The sequence below is a fragment of the Streptomyces sp. NPDC090106 genome (assembly GCF_044747265.1).
In the GTDB taxonomy this organism is placed as follows: domain Bacteria; phylum Actinomycetota; class Actinomycetes; order Streptomycetales; family Streptomycetaceae; genus Streptomyces.
In genome coordinates, this window is record NZ_JBIVDS010000011.1 from 143,450 (window position 1) to 164,402 (window position 20,953).

The 20,953-nt window shown below is 70.3% G+C and carries 21 protein-coding genes; 12 read left to right on the forward strand and 9 right to left on the reverse strand.

The genetic code is table 11. From position 1 onward, the window contains the following. Window positions 1-70: 70 nt before the first annotated feature. A complete protein-coding gene (locus tag ACIPSE_RS32320) occupies window positions 71-568 on the forward strand; it encodes an Ohr family peroxiredoxin (RefSeq protein ID WP_401669554.1) in 498 nt (165 codons plus the stop codon). Window positions 569-590: 22 nt separating this feature from the next. Here the strand turns inward: ACIPSE_RS32320 and fdxA are convergent, their stop codons facing one another. Beyond that, window positions 591-977: a ferredoxin gene (gene fdxA / locus ACIPSE_RS32325; protein ID WP_401669556.1), complete on the reverse strand. Its 387-nt coding sequence runs from the start codon at window positions 975-977 to the stop codon at window positions 591-593. 201 nt (window positions 978-1,178) lie between these two features. Between fdxA and ACIPSE_RS32330 the strand changes: the two genes are divergently transcribed. Further along, complete coding sequence (locus ACIPSE_RS32330) at window positions 1,179-2,909, forward strand: L-aspartate oxidase (RefSeq protein ID WP_401669558.1); 1,731 nt, start codon at window positions 1,179-1,181, stop codon at window positions 2,907-2,909. Window positions 2,910-3,016: 107 nt separating this feature from the next. After that, complete coding sequence (locus tag ACIPSE_RS32335) at window positions 3,017-3,766, forward strand: SDR family oxidoreductase (protein WP_401669560.1); 750 nt, start codon at window positions 3,017-3,019, stop codon at window positions 3,764-3,766. Window positions 3,767-3,869: 103 nt separating this feature from the next. Here the strand turns inward: ACIPSE_RS32335 and ACIPSE_RS32340 are convergent, their stop codons facing one another. Next, a complete protein-coding gene (locus ACIPSE_RS32340; protein WP_401669563.1) occupies window positions 3,870-4,154 on the reverse strand; it encodes a WhiB family transcriptional regulator in 285 nt (94 codons plus the stop codon). Window positions 4,155-4,404: 250 nt separating this feature from the next. On the opposite strand from ACIPSE_RS32340, the gene ACIPSE_RS32345 reads away from it, so the two are divergent. Next, the gene (locus ACIPSE_RS32345; RefSeq protein ID WP_401669565.1) at window positions 4,405-5,334 is read left to right on the forward strand and encodes a sigma-70 family RNA polymerase sigma factor; all 930 of its coding nucleotides are present in this window, start codon (window positions 4,405-4,407) and stop codon (window positions 5,332-5,334) included. A gap of 7 nt (window positions 5,335-5,341) precedes the next feature. Here ACIPSE_RS32345 and ACIPSE_RS32350 read toward each other — a convergent pair whose 3' ends face one another. Next, window positions 5,342-6,157, reverse strand: coding sequence for an RNA polymerase subunit sigma (locus ACIPSE_RS32350; protein WP_401669568.1), 816 nt, complete (start codon window positions 6,155-6,157; stop codon window positions 5,342-5,344). 332 nt (window positions 6,158-6,489) lie between these two features. Between ACIPSE_RS32350 and ACIPSE_RS32355 the strand changes: the two genes are divergently transcribed. Beyond that, window positions 6,490-6,747 (forward strand): hypothetical protein, encoded by a 258-nt coding sequence (locus ACIPSE_RS32355; RefSeq protein ID WP_401669571.1) that lies wholly within the window; start codon window positions 6,490-6,492, stop codon window positions 6,745-6,747. Between the two features lie 189 nt (window positions 6,748-6,936). Next, window positions 6,937-7,533, forward strand: coding sequence for a hypothetical protein (locus ACIPSE_RS32360; protein ID WP_401669573.1), 597 nt, complete (start codon window positions 6,937-6,939; stop codon window positions 7,531-7,533). Between the two features lie 13 nt (window positions 7,534-7,546). Here the strand turns inward: ACIPSE_RS32360 and ACIPSE_RS32365 are convergent, their stop codons facing one another. The 3 genes from ACIPSE_RS32365 to ACIPSE_RS32375 form a co-directional block, all read right to left on the reverse strand. Further along, a complete protein-coding gene (locus ACIPSE_RS32365) occupies window positions 7,547-8,935 on the reverse strand; it encodes an NAD(P)/FAD-dependent oxidoreductase (RefSeq protein ID WP_401669575.1) in 1,389 nt (462 codons plus the stop codon). Window positions 8,936-9,029: 94 nt separating this feature from the next. Further along, complete coding sequence (locus tag ACIPSE_RS32370) at window positions 9,030-10,997, reverse strand: N-acetylmuramoyl-L-alanine amidase (protein WP_401669577.1); 1,968 nt, start codon at window positions 10,995-10,997, stop codon at window positions 9,030-9,032. A gap of 106 nt (window positions 10,998-11,103) precedes the next feature. Continuing rightward, entirely contained in the window at window positions 11,104-11,838 is a 735-nt protein-coding gene (locus ACIPSE_RS32375; protein ID WP_401669580.1) for an alpha/beta fold hydrolase, read from the reverse strand. A gap of 227 nt (window positions 11,839-12,065) precedes the next feature. On the opposite strand from ACIPSE_RS32375, the gene ACIPSE_RS32380 reads away from it, so the two are divergent. The 3 genes from ACIPSE_RS32380 (at window position 12,066) to ACIPSE_RS32390 (ending at window position 14,899) form a co-directional block, all read left to right on the forward strand. Then, entirely contained in the window at window positions 12,066-12,947 is an 882-nt protein-coding gene (locus ACIPSE_RS32380; protein WP_401669582.1) for an RNA polymerase subunit sigma, read from the forward strand. Window positions 12,948-13,202: 255 nt separating this feature from the next. After that, window positions 13,203-13,712 (forward strand): hypothetical protein, encoded by a 510-nt coding sequence (locus tag ACIPSE_RS32385; RefSeq protein WP_401669584.1) that lies wholly within the window; start codon window positions 13,203-13,205, stop codon window positions 13,710-13,712. Between the two features lie 281 nt (window positions 13,713-13,993). Then, complete coding sequence (locus tag ACIPSE_RS32390; RefSeq protein WP_401669587.1) at window positions 13,994-14,899, forward strand: alpha/beta fold hydrolase; 906 nt, start codon at window positions 13,994-13,996, stop codon at window positions 14,897-14,899. Window positions 14,900-15,187: 288 nt separating this feature from the next. On the opposite strand, the gene ACIPSE_RS32395 is transcribed toward ACIPSE_RS32390, so the two are convergent. Then, window positions 15,188-15,676 carry a hypothetical protein gene (locus tag ACIPSE_RS32395; RefSeq protein WP_401669589.1) on the reverse strand — a complete coding sequence of 163 codons (489 nt, stop codon included), beginning with the start codon at window positions 15,674-15,676 and terminating at the stop codon, window positions 15,188-15,190. Between the two features lie 796 nt (window positions 15,677-16,472). Here ACIPSE_RS32395 and ACIPSE_RS32400 point away from each other — a divergent pair. Together ACIPSE_RS32400 and ACIPSE_RS32405 are read left to right on the forward strand one after the other, a co-directional pair. After that, window positions 16,473-17,075 carry a DUF4328 domain-containing protein gene (locus tag ACIPSE_RS32400; protein WP_401669592.1) on the forward strand — a complete coding sequence of 201 codons (603 nt, stop codon included), beginning with the start codon at window positions 16,473-16,475 and terminating at the stop codon, window positions 17,073-17,075. 164 nt (window positions 17,076-17,239) lie between these two features. Further along, a complete protein-coding gene (locus ACIPSE_RS32405) occupies window positions 17,240-17,734 on the forward strand; it encodes a hypothetical protein (RefSeq protein ID WP_401669595.1) in 495 nt (164 codons plus the stop codon). Window positions 17,735-17,751: 17 nt separating this feature from the next. On the opposite strand, the gene ACIPSE_RS32410 is transcribed toward ACIPSE_RS32405, so the two are convergent. Then, complete coding sequence (locus tag ACIPSE_RS32410) at window positions 17,752-18,351, reverse strand: transposase (protein WP_401669597.1); 600 nt, start codon at window positions 18,349-18,351, stop codon at window positions 17,752-17,754. After that, entirely contained in the window at window positions 18,276-18,677 is a 402-nt protein-coding gene (locus ACIPSE_RS32415; protein ID WP_401669600.1) for a winged helix-turn-helix domain-containing protein, read from the reverse strand. Before ACIPSE_RS32415 ends, ACIPSE_RS32410 begins: the two co-directional genes overlap by 76 nt. Window positions 18,678-19,220: 543 nt before the next feature. On the opposite strand from ACIPSE_RS32415, the gene ACIPSE_RS32420 reads away from it, so the two are divergent. Next, a complete protein-coding gene (locus tag ACIPSE_RS32420) occupies window positions 19,221-20,534 on the forward strand; it encodes a hypothetical protein (protein ID WP_401669603.1) in 1,314 nt (437 codons plus the stop codon). The last annotated feature ends 419 nt before the right edge of the window (window positions 20,535-20,953 follow it).

A 20,953-nucleotide genomic window follows, 5' to 3' on the forward strand; every position in this document is an offset into this window, starting at 1 on the left:
GGCGGTTCCCCGGTCATGCAGGAGGCGGACCCGCTGCCGCCACCCGACCACCACGCCCCGGAGCCATGCCGTGACCGACCGGATCCCGCTGCCCGCCCTGTCCACCGCGAAGGACTTCACCGGGGACGCGTTCTCGCCCCTCTACACGACGACCGTGACCGTGGACGGCGGTGCGGTCGCGCACGGGCGGGCGTCCGGCCGGGCACGCTCCTGCGACGGCGCCCTCGACCTGGACCTGCGGATGCCGGCCGAGCTGGGCGGCAGCGGTGAGGGCACCAACCCGGAGCAGTTGTTCGCGGCCGGTTTCGCCGCCTGCTTCCACGGCGCGCTGAGCCTGCTGGCACGGCAGGAGAGGCTCGATCCCTCGGCCGTCTCGGTCCTCGCGACCGTCGCGTTCGGACGGGATCCCGGGGACGGCGGCTATCTGCTCCACGTCGACCTGGTGGTGCGATGGCCCGGCGTCCCGCGCGAGACGGCCACGCGGCTGGTGGAGCGGGCCGACGGGCTGTGTCCCTACGCGCGCATGGCGTGGCGGGGCACGCCCACCACGATCACCCTCGCGCCCTGAGCGGTCGGAGCGCCCTCAGCGCTCAGAGCGGGAACCAGGGCTCGACGTCGGCGGCCTCCTCCTTGCGGACGGCGAACGCGGCGATCCCCTTCCGGCGCGGGTGCTGCGGGGGCAGGGCCTCGACCAAGGGATGGTCGCCGGGCTCCCGCGGCGGGCCGTCCGCTCGCCCCGGCCGTCCGGCGGAGAACTCCTCGTCGACGGACCGGAAGTGCGCCCATTCGGGCGGCAGTCCGTCCTCCGGGAAGATCGCCTCGACCGGGCACACGGGTTCGCAGGCGTGGCAGTCGACGCACTCCGCGGGGTCGATGTACAGCGTGCGGACACCTTCGTAGATGCAGTCCACCGGGCATTCGGCCAGGCATGCCCGGTCCTTGACGTCGACACAGGGCTGCGCGATGACGTACGTCATTCCGTCGCTCCTCTCCGGCTGTGGGCTGTGGGCTGTGGGCTGTGGGCTGTGGGCCCAACGGTGTGACCGAGGACTCCGTCAAGGTGTGACACCTGCACACACCCGTCGCCGGACCGTGCTCACCGCATCGGTGCCGCTGTCACAAACCCCTGCCTGGGCCGGTCACCTTTCCGGGACCCACCCACAGCGACGGGAGTGATCGTGGCCATTACCGAACAACGTCCAGCCACCACGGTGCTGGTGATCGGCACCGGCGGAGCCGGTCTGCGGGCGTCGATCGAGCTGGCCGAGGCCGGCGTCGACGTGATCGCCGTCGGCAAGCGTCCCAAGGAGGACGCCCACACCTCGCTGGCCGCCGGTGGGATCAACGCGGCGCTGGCCACGATGGACCCCGGGGACAGCTGGCAGCAGCACGCCGCCGACACCCTGAAGGAGAGCTATCTGCTCGGCGATCCCCGTACCGCCGAGATCGTCACCCGGGGCGCCGCCCTCGGCATCGACGACCTGGAGCGCTACGGGATGGCCTTCGCCCGTGAGGAGGACGGCCGTATCTCCCAGCGCTTCTTCGGCGCCCACACGTTCCGGCGCACCGCGTTCGCCGGCGACTACACGGGCCTGGAGATCCAGCGGACGCTCATCCGGCGGGCCGCCCAGCTGGACATCCCGATGCTGGACAGCGTCTACATCACCCGCCTGCTGGTCCACGACGGCGCGGTGTTCGGCGCCTACGGCTTCGACCTGAACGACGGCACCCGCTACCGCATCCACGCGGACGCCGTCATCCTCGCGGCCGGCGGACACACCCGCATCTGGCGCCGTACGTCCTCGCGCCGCGACGAGAACACCGGCGACTCCTTCCGGCTGGCGGTCGAGGCCGGGGCGAGGCTGCGCGACCCGGAGCTGGTGCAGTTCCACCCCTCCGGCATCATCGAGCCGGAGAACGCGGCCGGCACGCTGGTCAGCGAGGCGGCCCGCGGCGAGGGCGGCGTCCTGCGCAACGCCCTCGGCGAGCGGTACATGAGCCGCTACGACCCCGAGCGCGGGGAACTGTCGACGCGCGACCGGGTGGCACTCGCCTCCTACACCGAGATCAAGGAGGGGCGCGGCACACCCAACGGCGGTGTCTGGCTGGACGTCTCGCACCTGCCCCGCCAGACGATCATGGCGCGGCTGCCCCGGGTGTACCAGACCCTCCTCGAACTCCAGATGCTCGACATCACCCGCGATCCCATCGAGGTCGCCCCCACGGCCCACTACTCGATGGGCGGTGTCTGGGTCCGCCCCGAGGACCACAGCACCGACGTCCGCGGCCTGTACGCCATCGGCGAGGCCTCCAGCGGACTGCACGGCGCCAACCGGCTGGGCGGCAACAGCCTCATCGAGCTGCTGGTGTACGGCCGTATCACCGGGCAGGCCGCCGCGGCCTACGCGGAGTCGCTCACCGCACAGCCCCGCGACGCCTCCGCCGTGGCCGAGGCGCGCGCCGAGGTCGACGGACTGCTGGCCGCGGACGGGCCGGAGAACGTGCGCGCTCTTCAGCGCGCGATCCGCAACACGATGACCGAGCACGCCGGTGTCGTCCGGGACGAGGAGGGTCTGCGCGCCGGTCTCGCGGAGCTGGACCTGATCGAGAAGCGCATGGAGAACGTCGGGGTGCATCCCGACATCGCGGGCTTCCAGGACCTCGCCCACGCCTTCGACCTGAAGTCGGCGGCTCTGGCCGCGCGCGCCACGCTGGAAGCGGCGCTGGAGCGCCGGGAGACGCGCGGCTGCCACAACCGCAGCGACTTCCCCGAGACGGACCCGGCGCTGCGCGTGAACCTCGTGTGGTCCCCGGGGACGGGTGTCACCCGCGAGAGCATTCCGCCGGTTCCGGGGGAGATCGCCGCGCTCATGGCGGAGGTCTCCACCGAGGGCAAGCTCGTCGAATAGCGGCGTACGGGGCTCACATTTCCCTGCCGTGTCACACGAAGCAGGTGAAGCCGGTCTTTCTTAACAAACCCTTTCCCAGCGAACACCATCCACGAAGGGATCTCCTCATGAAGGTCGTCGTCATCGGCGGTACCGGTCTGATCGGCTCGAAGCTGGTCGCCAAGCTCTCGGAGCACGGTCACGAGGCCGTGCCGGCCGCCCCCAACACCGGCGTCAACACCCTCACCGGCGAGGGACTGGCCGAGGTCCTCACGGGTGCCTCGGTCGTGGTCGACGTGTCCAACTCCCCCTCCTTCGCGGACGACGCCGTGATGGAGTTCTTCCGCACGTCGACCACCAACCTCCTCAAGGCGGAGGCCGACGCCGGTGTGACCCACCATGTGGCGCTGTCCGTCGTCGGTACGGAGCGGCTCCAGGAGAGCGGCTACTTCCGTGCCAAGCAGGCGCAGGAGGAGCTGATCAAGGACTCCGGCATCCCGTACTCGATCGTGCACGCCACGCAGTTCTTCGAGTTCATGAAGGGCATCGCCGAGGCCGCGACCGACGGTGACACCGTTCACCTGGCCCCGGTCGGGATCCGCCCCGTCCACTCCGACGACGTGGCCGCCACCGTGGGCCGTACCGCCGTCGGTACCCCCGTCAACGGTGTGGTGGAGGTCGCCGGTCCCGACGTGTTCCGGCTCGACGAGCTGATCGGCAAGGGGCTGGCCGCCAAGAACGACCCGCGCAAGGTCGTGTCGGACGTGCACGCGCCGTACTTCGGCGCGGAGCTGAAGGAGGACACGCTGCTTCCCGGTCCCGACGCGCACATCGCGGAGACGCGGTTCAGCGACTGGCTCGCGCGGCAGCAGGGCTGAACCGTCCGGCAGCGAACAGGGGGAAGAGCCTGACCTGAACGACGGGGGGCCTGCCGTGCGCATCGCGTCACGGCAGGCCCCCCGTCGTTCACCGGGGCGGCGCTCACGCGGCCTCTTCGGTCGCCGCCGCGGGTGCCCCGGCGGTGCGTCGGGGCATCGTCCGCAGGCGCAGGGCGCGGCGCTCCCCTTCCGTCGTACCGCCCCAGATGCCCTCCACCGGGCCCGTGTCGACGGCCCACGACAGACAGCGCCCGGCGACCGGGCACCGGCCGCAGACGGCCTTCGCCTCGGCGATCTGAAGGGCTGTCACACCGCTCCTGAAGTCGCCGATCGGGAAGAAGAGATCGGGGTCCTCGCGCAGGCACAGACCCTCGTCGCGCCAGTCCATGAAACACCTCCTGGGTATGGAACGAACACTGTGGCCGAGCGCCACCACCTTTCATCTGAAGGACCGACAGATCGCCACATGTGTGACATCGGGGCCGGGCGGACGGTGGGGCGCGAAGTCCTGGCACACAGTGCGTCGCGCACCTGTAACGAAGTGACGGTGTGCCCGGTCTCCTGGAGCGGAGGGTGCCCCGCGGGAGCGAGTGCCGCCTCCCCAAGGAACCGGCAACAGGAAACGGAGACCGAAGGACATGTATCCAGAGGCGATCCCCGTGGAGAGCGACCTCGGCGACCTGAAGGAGGCCGTGTCCGTCTTCGTGACGCTCCGGCCGCGTCTGTTCGGCATCGCCTACCGCGTGCTGGGCAGCGCGGTGGAGGCCGAGGACGTCGTCCAGGAGGTGTGGCTGCGCTGGCAGCACACCGACCGGTCGGTGGTGGTCAGTCCCGTCGCCTTCCTGTCGAGCGCGACGACCCGGCTGGCCATCAACGTGGCCCAGTCCGCCCGGGTCCGCCGCGAGACCTACATCGGTCCGTGGCTGCCCGAACCCATCGACACGAGCGACGATCCGCAGGTGGGGGCCGAGCGGGCGGAGGCGCTGGAACTCGCCCTGCTGCTGGTGCTGGAGAAGCTTCCCCCCACCGAGCGCGCCGCCTACGTCCTGCGGGAGGCCTTCGACTACTCGTACCCGGAGATCGCGCGGATGCTGGGGCTGAGCCCGGTGAACGTGCGGAAGATCGTGAGCCGGGCCCGGAAGCATCTGACCGGGGAGCAGCGGGACAGTGTCGACGCCGTCGAACACCGCAGGCTGCTCGACGCGTTCGTCACCGCCGCCCGGCACGGGGACGTCGCCTCGCTGGAGTCGCTGCTCACCGCGGACGCGGTCAGCCTGTCCGACGGGAACGGCATCCGCGGGGCGGCCCGGGTCCCGGTCCTGGGGCGGGCCCGGGTGGCGAACCTGTCGACCGCCTATCCGCGGTTCTGGCCGACGGTGGAGGCCGAGAGGGTCGAGGCGAACGGGCGTGGCGGGGTCATCCTGCACCGCGGCGGCCGGGCCACCACCTTCATGACCGTCGCCGCCACACACCGTGGTATCCACCAGGTGATGTGGGTGTTCAACCCGGCCAAGATCGCCGCGTTGCTGCGGTCACGGTCGGGTGTCCGTGTCCTGGCACCCGCGTGAGGCGCCGTCAGGCGCGGTTGAGGCGCGGGCTGTTCCAGGAGCGGAGTTTGTCGGGGTTGACGACGATCCAGATCTGGGCGACCAGCGCGTCGGCCAGGTCGAGGGTGATCACCGCGGCGACCCGCCCGTGACAGCGGGCGACCAGCCCGGTGCGTCCGTTGACCGGGTGCGTGTCGACGGTGGTGCGGGGGTGGGCGGGGAGCAGGGTGAGCAGGCTCGCGGCGACGTGCGCGGCACCGGTGACGGGTCCGAGCGGTGTGCGGAGCTTTCCGCCGCCGTCGAAGAACGCGCGGACGTCGTGGGCCAGCAGCGGCACCAGGCGCTCGTGGTCGCCGTCGGCGCACGCCTGCCGGACCGCGCACGCGGCCTCCTCCTGCCGGCGCGGTGACGCGGGCCGGGCGCGCCGGGCCCGCAGACCGTGCAGGGCGGCCGTGCCCGCCGGGTCGACGCGCTCCGGAACGGACCGCACCGCGGGGACCCCGCTCTCCAAACTCGGCGGAGCCGGAGGACCCGACGGGGCCAGGAGTGCCGGCGGGGCCGGTGGGACGGACGGAGCCGACGGGGCCGGTGGAATGGGCGGAGCCGGCGGGGCCAGGCGGGCCAGGGCGAGGCCGCCCACGACGTCGGACAGCCAGGTCCGCGGTGTCGCGATGCCCGACCGCCCGCTCTCGGGAAGTCCGTACCACTCCCGGTACGCCTCGTCGGTGACCCGCTCGGCCATGCCCCGGCTTCCCAGCGTCCGGTGCGCGATCTCCACCAAGTGCCGCCGCTCGTCGAGCAGTTCGACGAGCGGCACGATGTCACCGACGGATGCCGTCCCCACTCCCCCACTCCCCTCGAAACACACTGTTCTGTTCTCCCAGTTACCCACACTCACGTTCCGAAGGGAATCATTCCGCGGACTTCCGCATGTGTGGTTCCCCTCGGTGGAGCCGTCGGGCGAGCCACCGTGGCGACGCGGCTGTGCGGCGGCTGTCACAGCTCCCGCGGCTACCCGGTCAATGCGGTATCGACGGCTTGTGGCGTTCGTCGCCCGGGCCCCGCGGCGACGGAGGAGAAGCATGGCAGGGACGTACATCAGCCGCTTTCCAGCGACCGCTGATCCCGCAAGACCCGTCCAAGGACTTCCGGCACGGAGCGGGGAGGGCGGCACAGATGGCTCGGAGCGCTGACTGCCGGACCGATCCCGCCGCCGTCACCGTGTCGCTCGCCGCGGAGGCGGCCGTCCTGGAGGGACGGCTGGGCGTGCTCCGGGAGGCGATCCACGAGGTGGACGCCCAGATCCACGCGGTCTCCGAGCGCATCGGGCGGCTGCTGCGGCCCGGCGCCGGACCGGGTCAGGGCGAGGCGGCGGACGAGGGAGACGACTCGACCGACGCGGGGCTCGCCCCCTCACCGGCGGGCCGCCCCTGACCACCCGTACGGGTGAAAGAACAGTGTGTTCCGCGTGGGCCCGCCCCGGTGGGGGCCGGCCCACTCCGTTCTCGGCCCGCGGGACCGCTGCATATGATGTCGGGCAGCATCCCCCCGGTGCCGCGCCGGGTGGCGGACCGGACATCGCGCGGTCCCGCCAGGACAAAGGGTTGAGGACGAGAGGACCCCATGGTCTCCGTGACCGCGACGGCTCGCGACATCGAGAGCACTGCCGAGAGTCTCCAGGAGGACCTGGCCCGGCTGGAGATCCAGAAGCAGGCGCTGGAGAGGGAACTGGCCGCGGTCACCGCCCATCTCGGTTCCGTCCAGCGGGCCCTCGACGCCCTTCAGGCGCTCATGCCGGGGGCCGTGCCGGCCGTGACGCCCCCCGGCCCCGTGGAGGTCCCGGCCCCGGCGAAGCCGCCGGCCGCGCGCCCCGCCGCGACCGCCCGCCCGGCCGCCAGGCGCCCGGCGAAGACCGCCGCGGGCCCCACGGGCGCCGGCACCCGTCCCACCGCCCGTCCGCAGGCTCCGGCGGAGGCCGAGTCCGAGTCCGAGGCAGAGGGCGACGGTGGCACGACGTACGGCAGGCTCACCGAGCAGATCCTGGCGTACTTCGCGAAGGCGGGGGACGCCGACGTCCGTGCCCGCGACGTCGCGTCCGCTCTGGGACGCGACACCGACAGCGGCAGCATCAACGCCGTGCGCAGCACGCTCGACCGGCTGGTCGGCGCCTCCCGCGTCCAGCGGGCCGGACGCGGGCTGTACCGCGCCGTGAAGCCCTGAACCGGTCGCCCGACTAGGCCGGTTCGCCGGTGCGGCTCGGTTCGCCGGTGCGGCGCGATTCCCCGGAGCGGCGCGATTCCCCGGAGCGGCCCGGTTCGCCGTGGGAGACGAAGGCCTCCCTCGGGTGCTGCACCGAGGCGAGCGAGACGATGTCACGGCCGTAGAAGAGGGCGGTGACCCACACGGCGAACACACGTGCCTTGCGTTCCCAGCTCGGTATGGCCAGGACGTGGTAGCCACGGTGCATCAGCCAGGCCGGGAACCCCTTGACGACCAGCCCCCGGTACTGGAAGACGCCACGGCCCAGCCCGAGCGTGGCCACCACGCCCAGACTGCGGTGCGCGTAGTCCCTGGCGGGACGGCCGCGCAGGGACGCCAGGATGTTCTTCGCCAGGCGCTTGCCCTGCCGGACGGCGTGCTGGGCGTTGGGCACCGTGCGGGCGCCCGGCCGGCCGGCCGCGAGGTCGGGCACCGAGGCGTCGTCACCCGCCGCCCAGGCGTCGGGCACCACCCCGGTGTCGCTGCTGATCCGCAGGTCCGCCCGCACGGTCAGCAGACCCCGTTCGTCGACGGGAAGATCGGTGTGGTTGTGCACGATCGGGTTGGCGGCGTTGCCGGCCGTCCACACCAGCAGCCCGGAGTCGTACTCCGTGCCGTCCGAGAGACGCACGTGTCCGCCCTCGGCCGAGACGAGCTGGGTGTTCAGATGCACCCGCGCCCCCCGCCGCTCCAGTGAACGCACCACCCAGGCGCCCGGTCGGCCGGTGACCTCGGGCAGGATGCGGTCCCGTGCCTCGACCAGGTGGAAGGCCGGTTCGTCCGCGCCGATCTCCGGATACCGCTTGAGCAACGCGGTCGCCAGGCCCAGCAGTTCACCGAACCCCTCCACGCCGGAGAACCCGCCGCCGACGACGGTGACGGTGAGCAGCCTGCGCCGCTCGGGACCGCGCGGCAGACCGGCCGCGCGGTCGAAGGAGGTGAGGAGGCGGTCGCGGATCGCCACGGCCTCCTCGACATGCTTCAGCCCGTACGCCTGGTCGCTCAGGCCCGGAATGGGGAAGGTCCGGGTGACCGCCCCCGCCGTCACCACCAGTTCGTCGTAGTGCAGGTCGAAGGAGGGCCCGGCCTCCGGGCGGACCGTGACCGTGCGCGCTCCGTGCCGGATCTCCGTCACGGAGCCCGCGATCAGCCGTGTCCGGCGCAGATGCCGCCGGAGCGAGACCGCCGCGTGCCGGGCCTCCACCGACCCGGCCACGACCTCCGGCAGGAACGGCTGGTACGTCATGTACGGGCGGGGATCGACGACGGTGACCCGCGCCTCGCCCCGCCGCAGCTTCTTCTCCAGGCCCCACGCGGTGTAGAAACCCGCGTAACCGCCCCCCACGATCAAGATGTCGCGCACGGTGTCCTCTGTTCCTCTCGGTCCTCACCTTCTAGACCGGTGGTGGGCACTCGGTGTGACAGGGTGGCCCGCACGCGGGCGCACGGAGGGGGTGTCAGTGTGCCGTGTGCGAGGTCCTCCGCACCTTCAGGTCCGTCTCGTAGACCAGGGACGTGCGATGGCCGTACTGGACGGTGTACATCCGCCTGCCGCCGAAGACGACCTTGGTGGTGGCGGCCGACGGGAAGTAGTCCGTGGTCAGGCGGGGTACGGCCGTGGCGACATAGGACTGGCCGGCCGGCACGGTGTACATGCTCAGGGGTGCCTGGGTGGAGGGGGACAGGCCCGCGGGGATCTCGGCGGGGTCGGGGTAGCTGGTGCCGTACACCCGCACCGCCTCGGCGCCGGCGGGGGTGACGACGGTCGCGCCGGGTGCCGGGACGGTGTTCCGGCCGTGCGGGTTGTGGAACCAGACCTTGCTGCCGCTGAACCAGATCGCGGTCCAGTCGCCCTTCTCGCCCGCGACGACGAACTGCTGTCCGGCCTGGGCGGTGGCGCCCCAGTCGTCGACCCGGTCGGTGCCGGGTGCGTCCGGGTGCAGGGCCTGGTCGCCGAAGAGGGGCGCGGTCGCCCGGGGCGCGGTGCGCAGGGGGACGAAGTTCGACGCCCTGCGCACGTCGGCGCACTCGGGGGTGGCGCCGCTCGGGTCGTTCTCGGGGCAGATCCGCACGGTGTTGAGGTTGCGGGTGTAGCCGGGGGCGATGGTGACGGCGGACCCGAGGGGACCGACGCCGTGCCTGCCCTGGACGGGTGCGCCGAGCAGGTCCATGAGGTGCTCCCAGTCCCAGAACGGTCCCGGGTCCCAGTGCACACCGGACGCGAGCGCGGAGTTGGGTCCGACCACGTTGTCATGACCGACGACGTGCCGACGGTCGAGCGGGACGCCGAAGCGCGCGGCCAGGTAGGTGACCAGCTCGGCCGTCGCCTCGTACTGGGCCTCGGTGTACCAGGTGGCGCCCTGGGCGGCGAAGCCCTCGTGCTCGATGCCGACGGAGTGCATGTTGGTGACGTAGTTGCCCGCATGGAACGCGAGGTTCCGCGTGGGGACCATCTGCGTGACCGCGCCGTCCGAGGAGCGGATCACGTAGTGCGCCGAGGCCGTGCCCGCGAGCTGGGCGTTGGCGATGGCGGACGCGTAGGAGCCCTCGGTGTCGTGGAGGACGATCTGGTCGATGACGGTGCCGTTGGCGGGCCGGTCGGCCGCCTGTCCGTTCGACGGATGGGCCGCGACGAACGTGCAGGCCAGCGTCGTCGGGCACTCGGTGTCCGTGGCCGCCGTCGCCGGCAGCCTCAGCTCGCCCCGCTGCGCGGTGTCAGGCGTGGCCCCGGGGTCGGCGGTGAGCCGCACACGCTGTCCGTCGGACGTCTCGCGGGCGGCCCCTCGTTCCATCGTGGCGAACACACGGTCCGCGTAGGCGCCGGCGGCACGCCGGTCGTGTGCCTGGCCGTAGCGGGCGACGGCCGCGTACCAGTCGGCCGGGTCGTCGGACAGCCGGCCGTGCCACCGCTTCTCGTACGACGCAAGGAGCGCCGCTCCGCCGCGGATGTTCGCCCCGGGGTCCTCACGCAGCTCCCGGGCGGGCAGGCCCGTCAGTTCGGCCGCGGCCCGCAGGGTGTGCAGGGCGTCGTCCCGCATCAGCGTCTTCAGGTCCGAGCGGCCGGCCGCACCCGCCGCGCCGCCGGCCATCATGTCCGCCGTGACGTCCGTCAGGTGCATGGGGCCGTATCCGCCGGAGGCGCTGTGCCCGCCCCGGTGGGTCTCCCAGGCCGACTGCTGGTAGGCCACGGCGAGCAGGACGTTCACGGGCACCTGATAGTCCTCGGAGGCCTGCGCGAACTCCTGTTGCAGTGTGGTGTCCTGGGCCGGGACGTCCTGGGTTGCCCGCGCGACGGCCGGGACGGCTATGGCGCCCGCCACGACCACGGCCGCCGCGCCGAACGCGATCGGGCGGCGTCGCAGGGCGTGCCGTGCGCGGGACGGTCCGGTGAGTCGAGCGGGAAGAGCGGGTGCTCTGTCGGTCATGTCACTTCTCACTGTTGAACGAGTGGAACGGTGGGGGTGGGGGTGGGGCCGTGAGGTTGGGGGTGGGGGCGAGGGCGGAGGTGTCGTGGTGGTCGTGGTGCACGGGTCAGTGGTCGGCGTGGGCGTTCCAGTGGCCTTCCAGGAGTGCGGCGACCTCGGCGGGCTTCTGGAGCAACGGCCAGTGGTTGCAGTCCAGTTCGACCACGGAGGAGGCGTGCAGGGAGGCCCCGAGCCTGCGGCCGAACTCGATCTGGCAGGCGGGGTCGAGCGCTCCCCAGAAGACCAGGCAGGGCGCCGACACCGCGGACAGTCCCGGTTCCCACTCCGCTCCCATGGTGATCGCGGAGCGGTACAGCTTGAGGACGGAGTCCGTCATCGGCTCGTCCACGCGGCTCACCATGTCCTTGGCCAGCCGCTCCGGAACGTCGAAGCCGGCCACCAGGTCCTCGGCGAACGTCTCCGGGCGCAGTTCCCGCATGTAGCGGTCGCCCTCGACCTGGTCCTGCCAGATCCTGGCCAACGGGTGCCACACGTACGCGGAGTTGACGGGCCCGTTGCCTCCGGCCCAGGTGCGGACCAGATCGGGGCGCAGATAAGCGACGCGGAGGGTGAGGATGCAGCCCCAGTCGTGGCCGACGAGGTCCACCGGCTCGCCAACCCGTTCGAGCCGCCGAATCAGCCAGTCGACGTACTCCTCCTTGGTGGAGCCGAAACCGGTCGGCCGCGGGGCGCCGAACCCGGGCAGGTCCCAGGCCTCCACGTCGGTCCGGGTCAGGTGCTGTCGCACGCCGTCCCAGACGTGATGGGTGTCGGGCACGCCGTGGATCAGGATGGCAGGCATGAGTGATTCCTTCTTCAAGAGGCGTACGGCGCCTCGCGGATGGAAGAGGGATCACATCTTGTCACACCGTGTTTTCGGGTCGCCGTCCTCCGTTCCCCGCGAGTGGATGTCCGAGTGGATGTCCGAACGGATGTCACATGAGCCCCGGCTGCCCGGTCTGCTCTGCAAGGGATGCTGCGGCCACCGCGGTGGTGGGCGCGGCAGGGTGCAGGTGGAAAGGACGTCCCATGGGCCACGACGGGTACGCGGTGTCGATCGCCGAGCTGCTGGACGAGCGGCGGCATCTGCTCGACGTCGCCGCCTGGATGCTGGGCACCGGCCCCGAGGCGGAGGACGCCGTCACCGGCGCCTATCAGCGCTGGTACGACCTCTCCGACGCCCAGCGGACGAGTATCGACGAGCCGCGCACCTGGCTGACCAGGGCCACGGGCACGATCTGCCTGGACCGGCTGCCCCTGCGGGCGTTCCCCGGGGAGGCCGCCACCGAGGCCGACCTGGCGCTGACGGAAGAGATCAGCGACGTCCTGATCGACGCGCTGAACACACTGTCACCGGCCGAACGGGCCGTGTTCGTCCACGCCGCCGATGTCGACAGTGGCCTCGGCGTGAACGCTTCCGGCCTGCCGCCTCGACCGGTCGCGGACGTTGCGGGGCAGGTCGCGGGACGGTGGGCGGGGCAGGTCGTGGGGCAGGGCCCGGGGCAGGGCTCACCCTGGCAGCACGAGCGGATCGTGCGCGCCGTGCGCAGGGCCTGTGACACTCTCGACGCCGCGCGTCTGGCCTCCCTGCTCGCACCCGACGCCGGCGCGTTCTTCGACGGCGGCGGCAAGGTGCGTGCCCTCCCCCGGCCGGTGCACGGCAGGCGGCAGGTGGGCCGTGCCCTGCTGGCGCTCCTCGCCCCGCGCCCTCACATCACCCTCCAGCTGCGCCCCGCCAACGGCCGTACCGCGATCGTCGTGTGCCATCACGACCAGGTCGTCGCCGTGATCAGCTTCGGTGTCACCCGGCATCGCGTCACCCGGGTGTGGGCCGTCCTCAACCCGGACAAGCTGCGCTCCTGGAACCGCGGCACCGCTCCGGCGGCGGAACGCGGCGCACACGACGCTTGACCCGCCGATGACCAGCCGGTTGCCCGCCAGTGGCCTGCCGGTGGCCTGCTGATGCCCGTCGAGGTCCCACCGATGCCTCACACACCCGTTGCGTTTTGCCACGACAGTGGCAACAATCGGTGTACAAGTCCTTCACCATCCATCACTGCATCTCCATCACAGCGCCGGCCGGGACCCACACACCGTTCCGGCGCCCCATCGCAGCTGGACGGGGTGCGGCGCCCGAGTTGAGGATGAGAGGGAGAAGAGGCAGACATGATTTCGGCATCGCGCACGGCACACAGCATCGCGAGCACCGCGGAGAGCCTACAGAGCGATCTCGACCGCCTGGAGTTGCAGAAGCGGTCGTTGGAGAGGGAACTCGCGGCCGTCGCCGCCCATCTCGACACGGTACGCCGAGCCGTCCATGCCCTGGAGAGCGCGTTGACGGAGCCGGTGGCACCGGCGGCACAGCCGTCGGGGTCCGAAGCGGACTCGGATCGCACGGATCGCACGGATCGCACAGCTTCCGCGGATCCCGGAGACGCCGGAGATCCCGGAGACCACACGGACAGCGGGTACGGCAGACTGACCGAACAGATCCTGACCTACCTCTCCCAGGTCGGTGACACCGACGTCCGCGCCCGTGACGTGGCGACCGCACTGGGCCGCGCCACCGACAGTGGAACCATCAACGCCGTCCGCAGCACGCTCGACCGTCTCGTCGGCACATCCCGTGTCCGGCGCACGGGCCGGGGCCTCTACCGCGCCGCCCCGCGCCCCTGACGGACAGGAAGCCGGGCCGTGGCCCCGGACGCGGTTCGCGGGGGTTCGAAGGCGTCCGGGGGCCACGGCGGCACCCGCCTGGCTCTGTGCGGCGGATGCGGCGGCGTTCCCGACGCCTTCGTGGAGCAGCCCGACGTCGAAAACACTGTGTTCAGAGTACCGCACCCCAACACTCTTCATGACACTGTTGAACCCGGGCCGGCAGCGAACCTCATAACAGTGTTGTAAACGGTGGCATTCTTTCTTGCCTCTGGTCCGTCGTGCACGGATGATCGGACGACGTGAACCACGCGCATCAGTCCTCGCCCCTCGCTCCCGGAACCCACTCCCTCACCGTCCCCCACGGTGCCGCCCGTATCGAGCAGCGGTACCACGTCGCCGGTTCCGGCCCCGTGTGCGTCGCCCACTCGGGCGGACCGGGGATCGGCTGGGAGTACCTTCGGATGCCTGAGCTGGAAGAACGTCTGACCATGGTCTACGTCGAACCGGTCGGGACGGGCCTCTCCGGGCACCTTCCGGACGCCCGCGACTACACCGTGGCCACGTACGCGGACCTCCTGCACCATGTCGTCGACCAGCTGCGGCAGCCTCGGATCCACCTGCTCGGACACTCCCACGGTGGTTTCGTCGCCCAGCGGTACGCGCTGGACCACCCGGACCGCCTCGCCACCCTCGTCCTGTACGACACCTCCCCCGTGGCGGACGCGGCGTTCTGGTCGGCGGCGGTCGCCGCCATGGAACGGTTCGAGCGGCGGCACATCGACTCCCACCCCGAGGTGGCCGGTTACACCGCCGCCCTCACCACCCCGCTCGGCGCCCTGACCGACGAGGGTGCCACCGCCGTCCTGCGGCACATCATGCCGGCGTACCTCTACGACTACTGGGGTCGGGAGAAGGAGTTCGGGCCCGCCCGCGAGTCACTGCGCATGTACGCGACGCCCAATCAGGGAGAGGGCGCCCCGTTCGACGTACGACCGGCCCTCCCCCGGATCACCGGGCCGACGCTGGTCCTGGCGGGAGAGGACGACTTCATCTGCGGTCCCCACTGGGCCGGCCTTCTCACCGGGTCACTGCCCGACGCCGAACCGGCGATCCTGAGGCACACCGGCCATCTGGCCCACCTCGAACGCCCCGGCCTGTTCGCCGACACGGTGCTGGGGTTCCTGGAGACACACGGTGCCTTCTAGAGCAGCCGCCCGCCTGACGACCCCGTGGCCCGGCGCCGTCATCGAGCGGGGAGCCAGGGCGGAGCGTCCACTATCCCCCTATCCCCCTAGGCGCAGATCAGGTTCCGGACCTCCTGGAAGGCGTCGTACTCGGCCTTCTGGCCGCCCCAGGGCTCCGGTTCGCCCAGGAGCGCTGTGAGGCGGTCAAGCGACGACATGGCTGCTCAGCCTCCCAACGGCACTCGACAACACCACATCGTCCAGCAGCTCACGCGGCCTGAGCGGCAGTTGGTGCTACGCCGCCGTGTTTCAGGACGGACTCTGTCCCCGCGGGCGCCATCCGACCGACAAGCCCCAGCGGATTCCCGCGCCGGCCGTGACCACGACTTCGATGTGCCGCTTGCTGCTGTCCACGCTGATCTCGTTGTACGTCGCCGAAGGGGTGGCCCCGCACAGGATCGTGTAGGTGGCCAAGTCGCCGATGGCGATGACCGTTCTCCCCTCGCCTGCGCACTCGGTCGCCACGGCGACGGTCCCGGCGTCGATGCTCTCGATCACGGCCACCTCTTCGGACCCCGTCCTGTCTGCCAGTCGGACAAAGGCTTTGGTCGAGTCGGAGATGTCGGGTGGAGTTGTCGCCAGGTCAATGGCGGAAGCGGAGCTGGACGGGCCCGCGAAGGGTTGCGGACTGCCGTTCGATGCGCCCTGGCCGCTGTGTGCCGTGCAGCCTGTGGCGAGTGAAAGGCTCGCCGCCAAGCCGATCGTCACGATCGCACGGGTCTTGGTCAGTTTTGACACGTGCACCAACCGACCGTGTGAGCCATGCAGGGCTTGGCTGTTGAGGACACAGTGTGCGCGTAACTGGGCAATGCGACCTTCATCGATCCGCTGAGGGCGATGCGACAGGTGTCTCGTTCCTTTGCTGCCCCGCGCAGCAGTCCCGGCTGGTGAAGCGGCAGATTCTGCACGGGATCCTCCTTTGATCATTTGTGAGTGTAGGCGGCGAAAGCGGGGGGGGAGATGAACGGGTCGCGGGTGCCGGTGATGTCCAGTACGTGAAGGGCCTGGCTGCGCGCTCCGTGTGGTTCGAGAGGGCGCCGGGGGGTGGGGGGCGTTGATGCCGGGGCTGTCGGTGGCGGTCACCTTGAGGATGAACGTCTTCTCCGCCGTAGCTCCGACCCCCACGCTCTTGTCTGAAGTTCAGGCCTTCGTCGCCATCGACGGTGAGGGCCTCTGGCACCCCGCAGATGGAGAAGGCGAGCACGCTTGAAAGTCCCACGGCAGTACCCGGCTTACGCACGAACTCCCAAGGCAGTCCCGGAGGCCAGGCAAACGCAGGTCGGCGGATGATCGGAGCGCGCAGTGCACGCGGCCCTCGCACATACAGTCCGGTGAGGCACTCGTTCACCAGGTCATGGCCCACGGCCTGGTGACCCTGCCCAGTGTCTACCTGGATACCTGGATCCGACCGCGTATTCCCGACACCTCGTGAGCGTGGCTCCGAAAGCCGTATACGTGCGCGGCGAGCAGACCTAAGATCACTGCGCCCGGCGTCCGCTGTGGCCGCGCACGCCTCCGAGACAGGCCGAAGACGATGACGAACACCGACCGCAAATCTCCCTGGATCCTCGCCCGTTCCGCGCAGGCCGCGATAGTGGCAGCCGCTGTGGCGGACGTGTTCCGCGCGGCGGCGGTCCGGGATCGCTACCTGCTCCACACGGATGCGTCCCCGGACGAGTCGGGCTTCATCTCGATGGTCTTCCCCTATCTGATGACTCTTGCGATCGTGGTGTTCCTGGTGTGGCTGGCCCGGTCCCGGCGCACGGCCCAGGAGCTGTCCTCCCAGGCCCCGCTCCCGAGTCGGGGCTGGACGATCGGCGCGTGGTTCATACCGGTGGTCAACTTCTTTGTCCCGCGCCAGTTCGTCCTCGACATCGGGCGCGCCAGTTCCCCGTCATGGGAGCAGGGGCGCGGCACGATGCTGGTGAACCTGTGGTGGGTCGCCTGGATCGCGCACGCACTGGTGCTTGTCGCGGGGAATCGGCTGGCCCCGGAATCAATGGCTTTGCTCGTGGTGGCGGAGGCGCTCATGATCGCGGCAGCCGTGCTGCTGGGGCTCGTCATCCAGCACATCACGGCGTTGCAGACCGCCGCGCCCGGCACCACCGTCCCGGTCGCTCCTCTCGCGCAGGCGTGAGGTGGTTCTCCCTCGGTGTACTCCCGCCGTGGCGGCGAAGTTCGCTGGGCGGATGGCCGGCGCTACTGAACTTGAATGGGTGTTGTCGGCGGTATGAGGTCCGGCAGGTATGCATGGCTGTACCCGTGTGGATCCAGGTGTAGCTCGCACGCCAAGATGTGCGGGTGACGAAGAGTGAATCTGATCTGCTGACGTTGCTGGGTGAGCTCGATGACCCGGAGTGGCTGGAGTGGCCGCGGGACTACAACCGCAGTCAGATGGCTGCCCTGTTCGGTGAGCTGGTGGCACGGCTCGAGGACGACTTCACAGCTCGCTGCACCGCCGAGCGGGACACCCAGGACTCCAGTGAGTACGGACGTGTGGTTGTGCCCGCGGAAGCAACCGTGTGCGGGACCCGGATCGTGGTCTGTGTGAGCAAGTTCGGGTCCCTCGCCTTGATCTGCGCAGACAACCCAGGAGCCTTCTTCGGCACGGAGGATGCCCAGGCCGAGGGCGCGCTGGATGCCGCCGACCTCGCCAAGGCAGATCGGGCGCTGGCCGATCTCGGTTATCTGGTGCTTCCCGAAGAACTGCTGGAACACGACTACGACGGGCCCAGCCAGCTGCCCTCTCATGTCCAGCGGCCCAGTTGGTGGCATCGCTTCTTCGGCACCTTCTGATGATCACGCTCCGAGGGTCAAACCCGTGTCGACGAGGCAACCGTCGACCAGGTCCGGGCGGTACTGGACCTGCTTGAGCCGGTGCTTGATGGCCCTGGTGATCTGGCCCTGGTGATCTGGCTCAGGTCGGCTGCGGCGAGGTTGCCGATGTCGCACTTGAACAGCGACCAGATGCCCTCCTGCAGGTTGAGGTCCGGGGCGTAGGAGGGCAGTTGGGAGACGGTGTGCCAGCCAGCGTTCGCAGCGATGAACTCCCGCAGCGGGGCCATCAGGTGGATGCGGACGTTGTCCCAGACCAGCACGATCGGGCCGCCGCGTTGGATACGGGCCCGGATGAGGAGGTCGCAGAGGTCGCGCCATCCGAAGCCCTTGGGCTGGTCCTTGCGGCCGTTGTACTCGCGGACCGCGTAGAGGATCCGGGACCTCTCGCCGGGGTTGTAGCAGGTCATGCCCACCATCGACACCCGTCCCGATCCCCGGCCCTGCACCCGCACCACCGGGGTTCGGCCTTTCCGGCCCCAGATCCTGGCACGCGGCGAAGTCATCGGCTGTCCGGCTTCGTCCTCGAAGACGATCCAGCCGCCGCACGCCTCCGCGGTGCTCTTACCCGCGGCCATACCTCCTTCTTCCACAGCTCCACCGCCGCGTGGTCACGCTCGATGGCCCGCCAGACGGGCTGCTGCCACGACCAGCCGTTCCGCTTCAACAGGCGCCAGGTGCCCTCCACCGTGTAGGAGGCGTGGAACAGCCGATCGATCAGCGTCTTCACCCGCGCCAGCGTCCACCGCTGGTCCGCCCAGCCGTGAGCAAGCGGACCACGCTCCAGTTTCCGCTCCAGCCTGGCCATTTGCGCCTGGCCTGGCGCCACCGCGGCGAGGTCGGGGTCCTGTCGAAGGGATCGCCCGGCCGCCCGAGGCTGGGCAGCCCGCGCAACTCGCCGCATGGACGCGCGGTGACTCGGCGGATCGGAACATGCCGCCGCACGACATCCGCGATCGCCCCCTTCACGAAGACACACCTCAAAGGTCCCGCTCCACCGCCCCTGCCCCTGCCCCCGCCCCTCCTAGCGGTGGATGCCGACGGCGAGGCTCCGTCGGCATCCACCGCCAGGACGGTCGCACCGGCACAGGCGCAGCCCTCCGTCAGGCCGCCCGCGACCGCCGTCGACCCCTCACCTCCCTCGGAACTCCCCCGGCCTCACGGATGAACTCGGGAAAGACCACTTCACACGCAGACCCTCGCACAGCCGTGCGGGCGTGAAAAAGGAAATCACCTTGTCCGGGATTTCGGGTGAATATATGTCCCGTTCCCCCTTCCCTTGTCCGCTCCATCCACCTACGGTATTTCGAGAAGCGCTGCCGAAAAGATCGGGGGATGGCGGCAGCCAGGGGGAGATCGAGGAATCCACAATTCCTGTACGCCGTATCAGCGGCGTGCTTCGGCATGGATTCGATCACATCGGCACCACGGGGAAGCAGGAAACGGAATGGCTGACTTCAAGAACCTGGTCGTCTTAGGCGACAGCATGTCGGACATCGGCAACAAGTGGACGTGGCCCACCGGGGAATTGGGCCGTCTTCTCAACGCCCTGAGTCTGGGCGGGATGCGCGTCAACGAGACCGGCCGCTTCAGCGACGGCAAGAACTGGACGGACTTCCTGGTGGAGTGGGCCACCGGCGAGTCGATCATGTGGGGCAACAGGGACGTCACCCTCGCCGCCTCGTCCCAGCACCGCTCGCTGACGAGCGGAGCGGAGATGTGGGTGAACGACTGGGAAGCACAGCCGCAGGCGAAGTTCGACGCCGAGGCCTACCTCAAGGAGCTGGAGGAACGCGGCAAATCCGGGCTCTCCGCCTCCACCGCGCCGGCCTCGGCCAAGGGGCAGCCGCCCAAGGTCCTGCGCTACGTCAACTACTCGATGGGCGGAGCCATCGCCACGCGCGACTGGAAGCCCGCGGCCGGGGCCCTGACCACCCTGGACGAGCAGGTCGAGAGCTACGTCTGGCAGCGCAAGAACTACACCGGCCGCTTCGACGGGCCCACCCTGCACGTCATCTGGATCGGCCTCAACGACTTCGTCACCGCCAAGCGTCCGGACTACCCCGCGAGCGCGAACCTGCCCACCACCGGCGTGTACGCGGACTGGCTCGCCTGGCAGCAGAACCATCCGGGCGAGTTCAAGGACCTGAGCGGCAAGGGCGCCTTCCCCGCCGTGGCGGAGATCCAGGCCGGTGTCGAGAAGATCAACGCCGCCTTCCCCGACCAGGCCCAGGGCCACCACTTCATGGTGATCGACCTGCCGAGCGTCTACAACGCCTGCCGCTTCATGGAGAACATGCGGCAGGACACGGCGAAGAAGGTCGAGGAAGCGAAGAACATCGAACCCGTCGTCGTCTCCTACAACAAGCTGCTGGAGAACCTGCTGGCCAACTGGCCGGCCGGGCCGCACGCACCGCAGCCTGACCACGCGCGGTACGTGCGGATGAACCGCTGGATGCAGGAGATCAGCGTCGACCTGGCGGGCTGGGGTCTGACGAAGGACTTCCAGGACCACGGAGTCCCCGTGTTCTACACGCCTCCCCTGCCGGGCCAACCGCAGAAGGACCCCGCACTCGCCTCCCGCAACCGGATCACCACCAGCGACCTCGGGCATCCCAGCGAGATGGTGTACCGACTGATCGCCCGCTACTTCACGACCCAGGTGATGAAGGCGGGGCACACCCTCGGGCGCCTCGACGCGGCGACCTGGCGGACCCACGCCCCCGACCAGCACCGGCCATTCGGGCTCGTGGGCGACTGACGTACTTCGAAATGCCGCCGAATCATCCGGAACCTCGGACGGTTCGGCGGCATTCGCATGTTCCGTCGCGCCCTGGGGATTCGACGACCGGTGACCCGGCGACTGGAATCGATTTTCCATCTGCCCGTCCGGAGCTTCGAATTCCCGATCTGAGATTCATTTGAGGTTCCGCACCCGTATAAGCATTCGCTTTCCCATGCCCCGTTTTCGGCCCCGTTCCCACAACGCGCCCACTGCGCTTGAACTCGGGTTGCCGTGGCCACGCACAGAGCTTGATCCTCGCGGTACGCCGCCGTAAAGGATGCAGCACTACCCGGGGCGCGGTGCACGGTGCGCGAGGCTCGGTGCGCGGTGCGCGGTTGAGTCGTCGAGGGAGCGAGCGGCCCGAGCCGGTCGGCGGCCCGTATGCGGAGCGTGCT